Source organism: Trinickia fusca (genome assembly GCF_003628145.1).
Classification (GTDB): domain Bacteria; phylum Pseudomonadota; class Gammaproteobacteria; order Burkholderiales; family Burkholderiaceae; genus Trinickia; species Trinickia fusca.
Genome location: NZ_RBZV01000003.1, coordinates 279,426 through 294,434 on the forward strand (window position 1 = coordinate 279,426; position 15,009 = coordinate 294,434).

Annotated in this window: 12 protein-coding genes; 4 read left to right on the forward strand and 8 right to left on the reverse strand. The window is 65.1% G+C overall.

Annotated features, from left to right (window positions below; all coding sequences use genetic code 11):
- Positions 1-631: 631 nt before the first annotated feature.
- Together coaD and rsmD are read right to left on the reverse strand one after the other, a co-directional pair.
- On the reverse strand, positions 632-1,138 hold the full coding sequence (gene coaD / locus D7S89_RS10530) for a pantetheine-phosphate adenylyltransferase (protein ID WP_121277915.1): 507 nt from the start codon (positions 1,136-1,138) through the stop codon (positions 632-634).
- 66 nt (positions 1,139-1,204) lie between these two features.
- On the reverse strand, positions 1,205-1,819 hold the full coding sequence (gene rsmD / locus D7S89_RS10535; RefSeq protein ID WP_121277608.1) for a 16S rRNA (guanine(966)-N(2))-methyltransferase RsmD: 615 nt from the start codon (positions 1,817-1,819) through the stop codon (positions 1,205-1,207).
- 261 nt (positions 1,820-2,080) lie between these two features.
- On the opposite strand from rsmD, the gene ftsY reads away from it, so the two are divergent.
- Positions 2,081-3,310, forward strand: coding sequence for a signal recognition particle-docking protein FtsY (gene ftsY, locus D7S89_RS10540; RefSeq protein WP_121277916.1), 1,230 nt, complete (start codon positions 2,081-2,083; stop codon positions 3,308-3,310).
- Between the two features lie 56 nt (positions 3,311-3,366).
- Here the strand turns inward: ftsY and maiA are convergent, their stop codons facing one another.
- Both maiA and D7S89_RS10550 read right to left on the reverse strand, forming a co-directional pair.
- Positions 3,367-4,011: a maleylacetoacetate isomerase gene (gene maiA, locus D7S89_RS10545; protein WP_121277609.1), complete on the reverse strand. Its 645-nt coding sequence runs from the start codon at positions 4,009-4,011 to the stop codon at positions 3,367-3,369.
- Between the two features lie 22 nt (positions 4,012-4,033).
- Positions 4,034-4,732, reverse strand: a complete 699-nt coding sequence (locus tag D7S89_RS10550; protein ID WP_121277610.1) for a fumarylacetoacetate hydrolase family protein — start codon at positions 4,730-4,732, stop codon at positions 4,034-4,036.
- Between the two features lie 277 nt (positions 4,733-5,009).
- On the opposite strand from D7S89_RS10550, the gene ybiB reads away from it, so the two are divergent.
- Positions 5,010-5,990, forward strand: a complete 981-nt coding sequence (ybiB, locus tag D7S89_RS10555) for a DNA-binding protein YbiB (RefSeq protein WP_121277611.1) — start codon at positions 5,010-5,012, stop codon at positions 5,988-5,990.
- A 347-nt stretch (positions 5,991-6,337) separates the two neighbouring features.
- A complete protein-coding gene (gene leuA, locus D7S89_RS10565) occupies positions 6,338-7,993 on the forward strand; it encodes a 2-isopropylmalate synthase (RefSeq protein ID WP_121277612.1) in 1,656 nt (551 codons plus the stop codon).
- A 91-nt stretch (positions 7,994-8,084) separates the two neighbouring features.
- Here leuA and D7S89_RS10570 read toward each other — a convergent pair whose 3' ends face one another.
- Both D7S89_RS10570 and D7S89_RS10575 read right to left on the reverse strand, forming a co-directional pair.
- A complete protein-coding gene (locus D7S89_RS10570; RefSeq protein ID WP_121277613.1) occupies positions 8,085-8,468 on the reverse strand; it encodes a nuclear transport factor 2 family protein in 384 nt (127 codons plus the stop codon).
- A 42-nt stretch (positions 8,469-8,510) separates the two neighbouring features.
- Positions 8,511-9,077, reverse strand: coding sequence for an acyloxyacyl hydrolase (locus D7S89_RS10575; protein WP_121277614.1), 567 nt, complete (start codon positions 9,075-9,077; stop codon positions 8,511-8,513).
- Between the two features lie 366 nt (positions 9,078-9,443).
- Here D7S89_RS10575 and rpoH point away from each other — a divergent pair, with 366 nt between their 5' ends.
- Positions 9,444-10,379 (forward strand): RNA polymerase sigma factor RpoH, encoded by a 936-nt coding sequence (gene rpoH / locus D7S89_RS10580; protein ID WP_121277615.1) that lies wholly within the window; start codon positions 9,444-9,446, stop codon positions 10,377-10,379.
- A 188-nt stretch (positions 10,380-10,567) separates the two neighbouring features.
- Here rpoH and nagE read toward each other — a convergent pair whose 3' ends face one another.
- Both nagE and ptsP read right to left on the reverse strand, forming a co-directional pair.
- A complete protein-coding gene (nagE, locus tag D7S89_RS10585) occupies positions 10,568-12,328 on the reverse strand; it encodes an N-acetylglucosamine-specific PTS transporter subunit IIBC (protein ID WP_121277616.1) in 1,761 nt (586 codons plus the stop codon).
- Positions 12,329-12,420: 92 nt separating this feature from the next.
- Positions 12,421-15,009 (reverse strand): phosphoenolpyruvate--protein phosphotransferase, encoded by a 2,589-nt coding sequence (gene ptsP / locus D7S89_RS10590; protein WP_121277617.1) that lies wholly within the window; start codon positions 15,007-15,009, stop codon positions 12,421-12,423.

A 15,009-nucleotide genomic window follows, 5' to 3' on the forward strand; every position in this document is an offset into this window, starting at 1 on the left:
CGAAACCACGAGAAAAGTGCTCCTAGATATCGCGCCGGCGTTTTGTCGAACTGCCGACGCTGTCAGGCGTGCGCAACAGACTCGCGGCTAGCGCCGCCCGGGTATTTTACGCCTACCTGGTGCACGGGCCGCCTCTTCGACGACGGACGACCTGCAAGCGGGAGGAGTCATCTGCGGCGCGGTAGCTGTCGGCGGGGCCGCAGCAGCCGTTGCCAACCTCGTTGCTCACCGCGATCGGTTCGTGGTCAGTGCGCGGATTGAAGTCTTCGAACAGACTGGCGTATTACGCAGAGCGGCAACCGTTAGAGACGCATTTGTCCATTGTGGCTGCGAAGGAATGTCGAAGGCATTCAGAGAGTGCGTAGCGGCCGCTACTGGGGATGTAGAGCAAAGTGCCGAGGCCACATTCGGCGATGAACTGGAAAGAATCCCACCTGCTGTCGCCGCTGCATGCCCCCTGCTCCGTCCGCCCCGGCGAGCGGTCGGACGCCTTTACCGCGTCCGCTTTGAGGAACCGCGCACCCCGAAGGATGCAGATGGGATTGCTGTCGTAACTGTGTGCGAGACGATGTGACGACACGCCCGAAGAGCCGTGACGCCGGCCTGCCGTCCGGCGTCATCAGCGAATCAATCAAGGCTGCGCTGCGGAGCCCTGCCCCATCTGGGCGACTTTGTCCTTCAGCCACTTCTCGACCGAAGGAAACACGAACTTGCTCACGTCGCCGCCCAGTTGCGCGATTTCGCGCACGATCGTGCCCGAAATGAACTGGTATTGATCGGACGGCGTCATGAACATCGTTTCGACGTCGGGCAGCAGATAGCGGTTCATCCCTGCCATCTGAAACTCATATTCGAAGTCGGACACCGCACGCAGGCCGCGCACGATCACGCGGGCGTTGTTCGCGCGCACGAAATCCTTCAAGAGCCCCTGGAAGCTCATGACCTGCACGTTCGGATAGTGGCCGAGCACTTCCTGCGCAATGTCGAGCCGCTCCTGCAGCGAAAAGAATGGCTTCTTGTTGCGGCTGTCGGCAACGCCGACAACCAAGGTATCGAAAATGCTCGACGCGCGCCGAACGAGGTCTTCGTGACCGCGCGTGAGGGGGTCGAACGTACCCGGGTACACGGCGACTACCATGAGCATCTCCTGTCATTATTCATTTGGAACGCGGGCACGCGCAGAAAAGGCACCGCCGGCTGCGCATTATTCATCATTTTCGCGTTGCAGCAAATGGTAATGGACCGCGCCGGCCTTGCCCCGGCGTGCAATCACCCAACCCGCCAATAGAGGCGCATCGTCTTCGAGCGCCTCGCCCGATTCGACATACAAGAACCCGCCCGGCGCAACCAGCCGCAGCGTCAGTTCGAGCGCGCGCGCCAGCACGCCATCGCCGAACGGCGGATCGAGAAAGACGACGTCGAACGAACCCGGTGCGAGGTTCTCGGCTAAGCGCAGCGCATCGGCTTCGGCAATTTCGATCGCGCGCGCGGCCAGGCGTGCCTGATTCTCGCGCAGCTGCCGCGCGGCACGCGCGTTGCGCTCGACCATCACCACGCGCGCCGCGCCGCGCGAGGCCGCTTCGAAGCCGAGCGCGCCGCTGCCCGCGAACAGATCGAGGCAACGCTGGCCATCGAGCCGTTGCCCGAGCCAGTTGAACAGTGTCTCGCGCACACGGTCGGGTGTCGGCCGCAGACCTTCGAGATCGAGCACGGGCAATGGCGTGCGTTTCCACTCGCCGCCGATGATGCGGATCGTGTGCGGCCTCGCGCGAGCGGCCGATGCGCTGCGCGCGTGCGAAACGGAAGAGGAACGGGACATGCGGAAAATCGAATCGAAAACGGGAGATTCTCGCGGCAACGAGGGCACAACGAGAAGCGCTGCGCGCGAGGTCGGACGACCAACGTTACCACAGCGCACGCCGCATCGTGCCGCTTCGCTCTCGCCCGCCGGGCACCCCTGATAAAATGGCGGGCTTGCAACGCTTTGCCGCACTCATCCATGCGGGTCGAGTGTTCATCCTCGCACCCGCGCATGCGCGAACCCGCGCCGGTTTCGCCGCGCACCGATCACGTCAGACTCATGTTCAGTTTCTTCAAACGATTCAAGGGCTCCAAGACGCCCGATGCCGCCCCCAACGCGAGCGACGCGGCCGCCGAGCAACCCACGCAGGCGCCGAACGAGCCCGCGCAGGCGCCGCTGGCCCCATCGACGGTTCAGAGCGCGCCGGCACCACAGCCTGCGGCTCCCGTCGCTGCGCCCACACCTGCGGCGACCGACGTGAACGCGTCGATCGCGCCTATCGTCACCGCGATGGTGACGAACGATGTGACGCTGTCTGCTGGCGCCGCGGCCACGCCCGACGTCGAGGAAGTCGTCGAGATCATTCCGCCGCCCGCACCCGAGCCCGCCGCCAAGCAATCGTGGCTCACGCGCCTGAAGTCGGGACTGTCCAAGACGAGTGCGGGCATTGCCGGCATCTTCGTCGGTACGAAGATCGACGAAGATCTGTACGAAGAGCTCGAAACGGCGCTGCTGATGTCCGATGCCGGTGTCGAAGCGACCGAGTACCTGCTCGGCGCGCTACGCGAAAAGGTCCGCACTGAGCGCTTGACCGATCCGCAGCAAGTGAAGACGGCACTGCGCACGCTGATCGTCGACTTGCTCACGCCGCTCGAAAGATCGCTGGTGCTGGGCCGCGCACAGCCGATGGTCATGATGATCGCGGGCGTGAACGGCGCCGGCAAGACGACCAGCATCGGCAAGCTCGCCAAGCATCTGCAGAGCTTCGAGCAATCGGTGCTGCTCGCCGCCGGCGATACGTTCCGTGCGGCGGCGCGCGAACAGCTCGCCATCTGGGGCGAGCGCAACAACGTGACCGTCGTCGCGCAGGAAAGCGGCGATCCGGCAGCCGTCATCTTCGACGCGGTCAGCGCCGCGTGCGCGCGCAGGATCGATGTGGTGATGGCCGATACGGCCGGACGGCTGCCCACGCAGCTGCACCTGATGGAAGAGCTGCGCAAGGTCAAGCGCGTGATCGGCAAGGCGTTCGACGGCGCGCCGCACGAGGTGCTGCTCGTCATCGATGCCAACACGGGGCAAAACGCGCTCGCGCAGGTCAAGGCATTCGACGATGCGCTGGGGCTCACGGGCCTCATCGTGACCAAGCTCGACGGTACCGCCAAAGGCGGCATCCTTGCGGCTATCGCGCGCCAACGGCCCGTGCCGGTCTACTTCATCGGCATCGGCGAGAAGGTGGAAGACCTTCAGCCGTTCAACGCGACCGAATTCGCCGACGCGCTGCTCGGCTGACCCGCCTGAATGCCGAGGGCCGCCCATGTGCCGGCCCTCGCGCCCTCCCTTACTGCTTACTCGGCATCGGGCTGCTGCCCCGGCGCCGCGCGCGCGAACGCATCGAGCTGCATCGCGTGATCGTAAATCCGCTGGATCGTCGGATAGCGCTGCGTATCGACGTTGAAGCGCTGCGCGTTGAACACCTGCGGCACGATGCAGATATCGGCGAGCGTCGGCGTATCGCCAAACGCGAACTGGCCGGTACGGCTATCGTTGGCGAGCCGCGTTTCGAGCGTGTCGAAGCCCTGCTCGATCCAATGGTGATACCACGCGTTCTTCGCTTCCTCGCTGACATCGAGTTCATGTTTGAGGTACTTGAGGATCCTCAGGTTGTTCAGTGGATGGATCTCGCACGCGATCTGCAACGCGATGGCTCGAACGTACGCGCGATCGACAGGGTTGCGCGGCAACACGGGCAGCGCCGGATGCGTCTCCTCGAGATATTCGATGATCGCCAGCGACTGCTGCAGCGTGGCGTCGCCGTCGACGAGCGTCGGCACCAGCGCGTCGGGATTGAGCTTGCGATACTCCGGCTGAAGCTGCTCGCCGCCCGAGCGCAGCAGGTGAACGGACAGGTAGTCGTATGAGAGATTCTTCAGGTTCAGCGCGATGCGTACGCGAAACGAGGCTGAGCTGCGGAAATAGCTGTATAGCTTCATGAAAGGACTCCTGACCAAACGATCACGCGACGCGCACGCTGAATTGACCCAGCCCGTCGACGCCGCCCGTCATCAGGTCACCCTTTGCGACCGCCCCGACGCCTTCGGGCGTTCCCGTAAAGATCAGATCGCCCGGCTGCAGTTCGTAAAGGGTCGACAGATACGCGATGGTCTCGTCGATCGACCAGATCATCTGCGCGACGTCGGCGCGCTGCTTGTTCGCACCGTTCACGTCGAGCCAGATCGCTCCGCGCTCGACGTGCCCCACCGTCGACGCGCGATGAATGGGACCGAGCGGCGCCGAAAGATCGAAGCCCTTGGCGACGTCCCACGGGCGCCCGAGCTTTTTCGCTTCGGCCTGCAAATCGCGGCGCGTCATGTCGAGACCGAGCGCGTAGCCGTAGATGTGGTCGCGCGCGTGCTGCGCCGGGATGTCACGGCCGCCCTTGCCGATCGCCACGACGAGTTCCATTTCGAAGTGGACGTTGCTCGAACGCGAGGGATAGGGAAACTCGCCCGTCGTGCCAGGTGCGACATACAGTACCGCGTCGGCCGGCTTCGTGAAGAAGAACGGCGGCTCGCGATCGGGATCGTGGCCCATCTCGCGCGCATGCGCTTCGTAATTGCGACCCACGCAGTAAATCCGGTGCACGCAATATCGTTGGTCGGTTTCGGCAACCGGCACCGCGACGACCGGTGCCGGGGCAAACACGTAGTCCATCCCGCTCTCCTCTGGCTTCATTGCACGGCGCGCGTCGAGCAACGCCGAGTGAGCGACGAGTGTAACGCGCCGGCGACGACGCTGCGCGATAGCGCACCGGTTCGCCGTGGCTGCACCGCACCTATGCGCGCGGCAATTCCGACCGCGCTCCGACGGTGCATCCGTAACGGTTCGATGATGCGTTGAAGCAGCCGGCTTGCCATCTCGCGACGAATGCGGTACTGAATAGACTTTCTGATTCTTCGAGGGCGGCAGTCCACGCGCCTTCCCGTGCTCGATGACTGAATCCGCCGCCCCCGCGCTTGCCGCGCCCTTTCCGTGCGCCCGCTTCATCAAGGAGATCGGGCGCGGCCCGAACGGCGCGCGCGCACTATCCGCGCAAGACACCTATGCGCTCTACGAAGCGATGCTCGACGGCCGCGTGTCGGACCTCGAACTGGGTGCCGTGCTGCTTGCCTATCGCTTGAAAGGCGAGAGCGCCGACGAGCTCGCCGCGATGCTGGCGGCCGCGCATGCGTCGCTGCAACGCGTCCGCGTCGATGCGCAAGCCTGCCGGCCCGTGTCGATTCCGAGCTACAACGGCGCGCGCAAGCAAGCGAACCTCGTGCCGCTGCTCGCGCTGCTGCTGGCGCGTGTTGGGGTGCCGACGCTCGTGCACGGCGTCACCGAGGACCCGGGCCGCGTGACGAGCGCCGAGATCTTCAAGCAGCTCGGCATCGAACCGGCCACGTCGCATGCCGACATCGAAGCGAGCCTTGCCATGCGCCGGCTCGCGTTCGCGCCGGTCGATACGCTGGCGCCGAAGCTTGCGCGTCTGCTGTCGCTACGCCGCATCATGGGCGTGCGCAATTCGACGCATACGCTCGTGAAGCTCCTGCAGCCGTTCGCAGCGCCCGGGCTGAGACTCGTCAACTACACCCACCCCGAGTATCGCGAGAGCCTTGCCGCGCTGTTTTTGGGCCATCCCGAGGCTGCCGAGGGCGGTGCGCTGCTGGCGCGCGGCACTGAGGGCGAAGCCGTTGCCGATACGCGCCGGCAAGTGCAAGTCGACTGGCTGCACGACGGCCTCAGCGAGACGCTCGCCGCACCCGAGCGCTCGTCGCCCGACGCCGAGCCAGTCGATCTGCCCGAAGCGCGCGATGCCGCGACGACGGCCGCCTGGACCGAAGCCGCGCTGCGCGGCGACGCACCGGTGCCGCCGACGTTGGCGCGTCAGGTCGACTTGATCGTCGGCATCGTTCGCGCTCGGCCCGGTTGACAGCGCCTTGCGCCCTGTCATACATTGCACCTCATGCGTTCCTTTCCGAACACCCTCCGAATTACCTCCGGCCGCCTAGCGCGGCCGCTATCGCTACGACTAGCGTAAGCCAGACGTAGCGCCGCGCGCCGTCTACGCGGTCTCCTCCCGCAGTTCGCAGCAAGCCACACGCTGCTCCCGTTTCATCCCAACCGCAGTTCCTTCTACCAACCGTAGTCGTCAGCATTCGGCCGAGTACCGCTCGGACGGATCGCGAAAGCGCCGGCGCCTTGCACGCGCCCAGGCAGGTTCAGCCAGCCGCTCGACCCTGTTGCCTTTCGCAGACGACCCGACGAACAAGGTTCGCCATGCTCGACAACCCTGCTGAGAAGTACCAGCCGTTCCCGCCCGTGCACATTGCCGGGCGCAACTGGCCCAACCGAACGATCGCGCAAGCGCCGATCTGGATGAGCACCGATCTGCGCGACGGCAATCAGGCACTTATCGAGCCGATGAGTGCCGCGCAGAAGCTCGAGTTCTTCGAGATGCTGGTCGCGATCGGCTTCAAGGAAATCGAAGTCGGCTTCCCCTCCGCCTCGCAAACCGATTTCGATTTCGTTCGCATGCTGATCGAGGAAAAGCGCATTCCCGACGACGTGACGATCGAAGTGCTCGTCCAATCGCGCGAAGACCTGATCGCGCGCACTTTCGAAGCGCTCGACGGCGTGCCGCGCGCGATCGTGCATCTCTACAACGCGATCTGCCCGTCGTTCCGGCGCATCGTGTTCAACGCATCGAAAGACGAGGTCAAGGCGCTCGCGACCGAAGGCACGCGGCTCATCAAGGAGCACGCGCAGCGCCGCCCCGAGACACACTGGACGTTCCAATACTCGCCCGAGACGTTCAGCATGACCGAGCTGTCGTTCGCGCGCGAAGTCTGCGACGCGGTCACGCAACTGTGGCGTCCCACCCGCGAGCACAAGATGATCGTGAATCTGCCGGCCACCGTCGAAGCCGCGACGCCCAACGTGTTCGCCGATCAGATCGAATGGATGGACCGCAACCTCGCCTATCGCGACAGCATCGTGCTGTCCGTACATCCGCACAACGATCGCGGCACCGCCGTCGCCGCGGCCGAGCTTGCGCTGCTTGCCGGCGCCGACCGCATCGAAGGGTGCCTGTTCGGCAACGGCGAACGCACCGGCAACGTCGATCTCGTCACGCTCGCGCTGAATCTGTACACGCAGGGCATCGACCCGCGGCTCGACTTCTCCGACATCGATGGCGTGCGCCGTGTCGTCGAACGCTGCAACGCGATCGCCGTGCATCCGCGTCACCCGTATGCGGGCGACCTGGTCTTCACCGCGTTTTCGGGCTCGCATCAGGACGCGATCCGCAAGGGCTTCGCGCAGCAGGCGCGTCACGCACGGTGGGAAGTGCCCTATCTGCCGATCGATCCGGCCGATCTCGGTCGCAGCTACGACGCCGTGATCCGCGTCAACAGCCAATCGGGCAAAGGCGGGGCGACGTACCTACTCGAACGCGGCCTCGGCTTCGCACCGCCGCGCCGCGTGCAGATCGAATTCAGCCATGCCATCCAACGCAGGGCGGACGATTCGGGGTCCGAAGTAACAAGCGACGAAATCTGCGATCTGTTCGCGCGCGAATATCTGAACGTGCCCGGGCCGGCCGCACGCGTCGACGCGACGAGTGTGCATTGGCGGCATCGTGAAATCGCGCGCATCGTGCCCGGCGCGACGGCGGCCGACGTGCAAGCGTGTACCGATACTCTCGCCCAGGCTTTCGCCGCGGCAACCGGCGAAGTGCTCGAGGTGTGTGCGTATGAAACGGTGCGCGCCGCCGATGGACGCACCGCTGCATTCATCGGCTGTCGTGTCGCGGGACAACCGTTGCGCTATGGCGCCGGCCTGCATGAGGATCTGGCGACGGCCGCCGCCGATGCGCTCGTTGCCGCCGTGAACCGGCTCGATCTCGATTGCGGCGAACGCCGGGCCGCCGCGTAAAGACCTAAAGAAGACCTAAAGAACGATTACCCCTTCCCCCAAAAACAAAGCGGTCCACAAGACCGCATTTGTGAGGCAAGTGCCGCGTGCTTTACTCGAGCGCGCAGCGCGTCGCATGCCAGGCCACGAGCCGCCACTGCCCGCCTTCCTGCGCCTGGATCGCCGTATAGGCGATCGGGTACAACAGGGCGCCGCTGTTCGCTTCCATTTCGATCAGCGCGCGCCCTGTCACGACGCACGTTTCGCTGCCCACGGGCAGTACTTCCTGCGATTGGATTTCGATCTGTCGATAGCGGCGATGCCCGCCCATGATGGCGTCGATGAACTGCTGCTTCGTCTCTCGCTTGCCGTTGGTATGAACGAAGCTCACGTTATCCGACAACAACTGGTTGAGTAGCGGGACATCGCCGTCGACCATTGCGCGGAACCGGTCGCGCTCGAGCACGCGAATCGCCTCGATCATCTTTGCCGCCATTGCTCAGCTCCCATGCGTTACGGTGCCGCACGGGCACCCGCGTCAGAAGTTGTATTGCAGGTATAGCTGGCTGAAATTTATACCAGGATTCGGTTCTTTGATACCGGCATTCGAGACATGTTGAAACCGGAAGCCGGCCTGGTATTGCTGATGACTGCCGAACTGCGCGCCGACGCCGACGAGCTCCGTAAACTGGAACGCGGTCGACAACGTGTAGTGGTCCGTGATGGTCGGGTGCGACAGCACGCGCACGCCGGCCCCGGCTTCGACGTATGGGCGAATCGCGCCCTCATCCTTGATGAAGCGCAGCATCGGCTGCGCACCGAATGCATAGACGTCGTTGTGGACGGCGTCCTCGTTCGTGTGCCAGTAGGCAACGTGCGCCTCGCCAAGAAGCGAGAAGTGCCAGCCGCCGATCCCCCAAAAGTTGCACCCTGGATCCCAGACGAGCCCCAGATCGACCGCACGGACGTGGTGCCGCCCGATGCCGCCCGCGATTTGCACGCCGACGGTATCCGCGTCAGCGGTTGATGTGAGACCGCCCAGCACTAGCACCAGGGCGGCCTGTGTGATGCGAGCAGAGCGCCGAGTCCAGCTTTTCTTGTTCATCGCGATACTCCCAACGTCTACGTTGAATGCTTCGCCTACTGCTGCCTTCCCAGGCATCTCGAACTGGGGCCGAGTAATCTTACGTTAAGAAAAAACGGGCGATGGCTCCGTTTCCCGCAGAACATTTCTTTTGGTCCAGAAAAGTTAGACGAATTTTGGCTTTCTCGCACTGAGCACCCCAACCGCTTCCCCTATCTCCCTCCCTCGATATGGGTCAATTTTCTATCAGATAGAATTTTCGATAGCATTATGGAACTTCGTATCCATGCGCGGCTCCAACACTTAGCACTCGATCGCACGGAGTGCTAATATGCCGTGAAACCGTTTTAGGACCGAGTGGATACTTGATCCCAAGGAGCTTCCTACGTGAGCAACGCAATGACCCTTCCGAACACCCTGAGCCCGGCGCCTGCCAAGGCCGCTCCGGCAGGTGCTCTGACGCTCGCGTCATTCTCGATGCTGCCTGGCCAGCTGGGCAACATCGACGCCTACATCCAGGCAGTCAACCGCATCCCGATGCTGACGGCCGACGAGGAGCGGCAATTCGCCACCGAATACCGCGAGCACAACAACCTCGAGTCGGCGCGCCGTCTCGTGCTGTCGCACCTGCGGCTCGTCGTGTCGATCGCCCGTAACTACCTCGGCTACGGCCTGCCGCACGCCGACCTGATCCAGGAAGGCAACATCGGGCTCATGAAGGCCGTCAAGCGCTTCGATCCCGAGCAGAACGTGCGCCTCGTGTCGTACGCGATGCACTGGATCAAGGCGGAGATCCACGAGCACATCCTGCGCAACTGGCGCATGGTCAAGGTGGCCACGACGAAGGCGCAGCGCAAGCTGTTCTTCAATCTGCGCAGCCACAAGCAGGGGCTTCAGTCGTTCACGCCTGAGGAAATCGACGGTCTCGCCAAGGAACTCAACGTCAAGCGCGAAGAAGTGACGGAGATGGAGACGCGGCTGTCGGGCGGCGACATTGCGCTCGAAGGGCACGTCGAGGACGGTGAGGAATCGTATGCGCCGATCGCCTATCTGGCCGATCCGCACAGCGAGCCGACGGCCGTGCTCGCTGCACGCCAGCGCGACCAACTGCAAACGGACGGCATCGCCCAAGCGCTCGACTCGCTCGACGCACGCAGCCGCCGCATCATCGAAGCACGCTGGCTCAACGTGGCCGACGACGGCTCGGGCGGCTCGACGCTGCATGAGCTGGCCGACGAATTCGGCGTATCGGCCGAGCGGATTCGCCAGATCGAAGCGAGCGCCATGAAGAAGATGCGCACCGCACTCGCTGCATACGCGTAAGGCGATCTGGCAGCAGGTTGCCAGACCGGCCAGACCGTTCGGGCACCGCTGAAGTTCGCCACACAAAATCCCGCCGCCCTTACCGCGGCGGGATTTTTTTTTGAGAAGCAGGTCGTCACGAAGCGGCGCCGCAGCACCGCGCGTGTTCGCCGAAAAGCGGACGCTCGCTCAGCAGCGCAGTCCGAGGGTCAAATCGGTTGCGGAGCCGGGCCACCGGCAGCCGTCAGGCGAGCCGACATCTGCTGTGCGTAACGCTGTGCCGCCGCGCCGCAGACGATGTGGAACGTATCGGCCGATACCCACGCCACGTCGAGTACCGCAAGACGCTGACGGTCGACGGCAGACGGATCGCGCACGACCACGCGCAGGCGCGTGGCTGCCACTGCATCGAGCGCCGCCACATTCGTCGCCCCGCCGAACACCGCGAGCCAGCGCGCCGGATCGGGATCGAGCGGACCGCTCTGTCCTTGCGACGCCGCGGCATGTGCTCCGGCCGGCGCGTTCGACACCGCCTGCATGCCTGCCACCGCGCCACCACTGCCCAGCGCCGCGCGAATTTCGTCTGCGATCAGGTCGGCCTCGGGCCCGATCACGACCTGCACGTTGCCCGCGCCACGCTTGAGCACACCGCGCGCACCGATCGTTTTCAAAGCCTCTTCCGAAACCTTCTCCGCATCGACGACCGACAGACGCAGACGCGTCGTGCAGGCATCGACGAGCGTCAGGTTCGTCGCGCCACCCAGCGCAGCGATATAGCGCGTCGCACGCGGCACCGCCGCAGAAGCCGTCGGCGCCACATAGCCGCCGGCGGCGAACGAGTCGAGCTGAGCCTCGACGATAGGCTCGCGTCCCGGCGTCGCCATGTTGAACTTGCGGATGAAGAAGCGGAACAGGCCGTAGTAGACCGCTGCATAGGCAAGCCCGATCGGAATCGCGAGCCAGCCCTTGGTCGACAGCCCGTAGTTGAGCACGTAGTCGATCGCACCGGCCGAGAACGTGAAACCCAACTTGACGCCGAGCGCCTGGCAGATCGCGAGCGAGAGTCCCGTGAGCAGCGAGTGGATCACATACAGCACCGGCGCGAGAAACATGAAGCTGAACTCGACGGGCTCGGTCACGCCGGTCAGGAACGACGTGAGCGCCATCGAGAACAGCAGGCCGCCCACCATCGCGCGGCGCTCCTTCGGCGCCTCGTGCAGCATCGCCAGGCAAGCGGCCGGCAGACCGAACATCATGATCGGGAAGAAACCCGTCATGAAGCCCCCCGCGGTGGGGTCACCGGCAAAGAAGCGATGCAGGTCGCCCGTGACTGCCGCACCGTGCGCGGGCGTGAACGTGCCGAACACGAACCACGCAAGCGAATTGATGATGTGGTGCAAGCCTGTGACGAGCAGCAGACGATTGAGCGTGCCATAGACGAACACACCGATGGCGCCGGCCGTCGTGAGCCAATGGCCAGCCGCATCGATCGCGGCCTGCACCGGCTGCCAGACGTAGCCGAACACGATGCCGAGCACCACGCACGCCAGCCCGGTCGCGATCGGCACAAAGCGTTTGCCGCCGAAGAACGCGAGATAGTCGGGCAGCTTGATGTCCTTGTAGCGGTTATAGAGCAAACCGGCCACCACGCCGGCGACGATCCCCGACAACACGCCCATATTGAGCTTGTCGTTGATGTCCTTCATGACCGCGATCTCGATCAGGTAGCCGATCGCACCGGCCAGCGCGGCCACGCCGTTGTTGTCCTTCGCGAAGCCGACCGCCACGCCGATGGCAAAGAGCAGCGGCAGGTTATCGAAGATCGTGCCGCCCGCGTCGGCGATCATCTTGATGTTGAGTACGTCGGCCTGCCCGAGCCGCAGCAGGATGCCGGCGACCGGCAGCACCGCAATCGGCAGCATCAGCGCCCGCCCCAGGCGCTGCACCTTCAAGAATGGATTTGCGTCCATGAAGTCCTCCAGTGATGTCTCGTCGTTGTTTTACCGCGCACTTTCCACGTAGGCGCTCAATCGAGCGGCCAGTTTTGCCACTCTTTTGCCACTCAATCGAGCGGCCAGATTTCGCGGCTTGCTGCTCTTACCGCCTGTGCCGAATCGAGCGACAGAACGTCCTGGGCTCGCTGCCGGCACAACGGGTAATCGAGGCGGCGCACACGCGCCTTGATGCCCGGTACTGCGACCGGGTCCACCGAAAGCTCGGTCACGCCAAGACCGATCAATAGCGGCACGGCGACCGGGTCGCCCGCGAGTGCGCCGCAGACGCCCACCCACTTGCCGTGCTTTGCCGCGCCTTGCGTCGTGGCGTCGATGAGGCGCAGCACGGCCGGATGCAGGCCGTCGGCCTGCGCGGCGAGGTCGGGCTGACAGCGGTCCATCGCCAGCGTGTATTGCGTCAGGTCGTTCGTCCCGATCGAGAGGAAGTCGGCCTGTCGCGCAAGCTGATCGGCCAGCAGCGCAGCGGACGGCACCTCGATCATCACCCCCACTTCGATCGGCTCCTTGCGACCTGCTGCATGGGCGAAATCGTCGATTCGCTTGCGCAGCCGCACGAGCTCGTTCGCGTCGGTGACCATCGGCAGCAGGATGCGCACGGCGCCGTGCGGCTGGACGGCCAGCAAGCCGCGCAATTGATCGTCGAGCAGCTCGGGGCGCAGCTGGGCGAGCCGGATGCCGCGCAAGCCCAACGCCGGATTCACCTCGGGCGGCAGCGTCAGATACGGCACTTCCTTGTCGGCGCCGACGTCGAGCGTGCGAATGATGGCGGTGCGGCCGCCCAACGCGTCGACGACGGCCTGATAGCTGTCCCGATGCTCATCGACGCTCGGCGCCGCTTCGCGATGGATGAACAACAGCTCGGTGCGCAGCAGGCCCACGGCATCGGCACCGTTCTCCACCGCCGCGCGCGCGTCGTCGAGCGTCGCGATATTGGCGGCAACCTCGATTCGACGGCCGTCGCTCGTCGTCGCGGCTTGCTGCGACGTGCGGCGGTTGGCCTCGCGCACGCCCGCCAGCCGTTGGCGCTCGAGCTGCGCACGCTCGAGCTCGAGTGCGGTCGGCGCGTACTCGAGACGGCCCGCGCTTGCATCGACGACCACCTGCGTACCGTCGGCAATTGCAAGCAGCGCATCGCCGACGGCGACGAGCGCGGGAATGCCGAACTGCCGTGCGATGATCGCCGCATGCGACGTGGCGCCACCGCCGGCCATCACGAGCGCCGCCACACGCTCGCGATCCAGCGACGCCAGATCGGACGGCGTGAACTCGACGGCGGCAAGCACCGCCTCCTGCGGCAAGGTGCGCGCGACGTGATTCGCGTAGCCGAGCGCGCGCAACACGCGCTTTTCGATGTCGCGCAGATCGGCTGCGCGCTCGGCCAACAGCAGGTCTTCGACGTTGGTCAGGACTGCGATTTGTTCGCGAATGGCCGAGCGCCATGCGAAGCCCGCGCTCTTGCCGAGGCTGATGAGGTCGCGAGCCGCATCGACCAGCGTGGGATCCTCGAGCAGCACACGGTGCACGGCGAAGATGCCGGCCTCGCCGACGGCGCCACGCTGTGATGCATCGCGTACCGTCGTGTTCAGTTCGGCATCGACAGCAGCCAGTGCGCGATCGAGCAGGCGACTCTCGGCCGCAGGTGTGCCGGTCGCGATTTCGGGCGGATCGAATTCCGCGTCATCCCAACGCGTCAGCGTACCGACGGCGATGCCGGGGGCCGCGCACACGCCGGCGAGCGTGTTCGGATCGAGCGGCATACCGGTCGTTGTCTCGGGCTGACGCGGTGCCGGCGAGCGCATCCGGGCCGGCGTCTCCTCGAGCTCGCCATGCACCTCGCGCAACAGCTCGCGCGCCACGGCGTCAACCGCTCGCGCCGCATCGGGACCCGCCCCGTGCACGCGGACCGCGGCACCCTCGCCCGCGCCAAGCCCCATCAGCGCGACGACGCTCTCGACGTTCGCCTGACGCCCGTCGTAATGCACGTACACGCGCGCGTCGAGCCCGCGCACTGCGTCGCGTGCGCGCGCGGCAGGCCGCGCATGGAGCCCGCCCGCCTGCGACAACACGATGTCGCGATGCGCTTCGGTCACGGCAACCCCATCGACAGGAGCGGGTTCGCCGCCCTGTGCTACGCCTTTCCGGCGCAACGCGAGCAACGGCGTCTCGCCTGCCTTCACGAGCCCGCCCGGCGCACGCTCGATGACTTCGAACGCATCGCCGTTCGCGATCGCGACCACCGATACGAGACTCGGCGCATGGCGTGCCACGTAATCCTGATCGAACTCGATCAGGAGTTCGCCCGCGCGCACGTGAGCCCCCTGGGCGACCTTGGCAGTAAAGCCACGCCCTTCGAGCTCGACCGTATCGATACCGATATGCAGCAGGAGCTCGACGCCTTCCGGCGTCTGCAACGTCACCGCATGGCCCGTTCGGGCCAGATGCGTGACGATGCCCGCGCACGGCGCGCTCAAGCGCCCTTCGAGCGGATCGATACCGATGCCGTCACCGAACATGCCGCCCGCGAACACCGGGTCCGGCACCTCCGCGAGCGGCACCACAGGGCCGGTCAGCGGGGCGAGCAAGACGATCTTGCCTTGTGACTGACTCATTAATCTGGACTCCTCAGCACGTTCCAT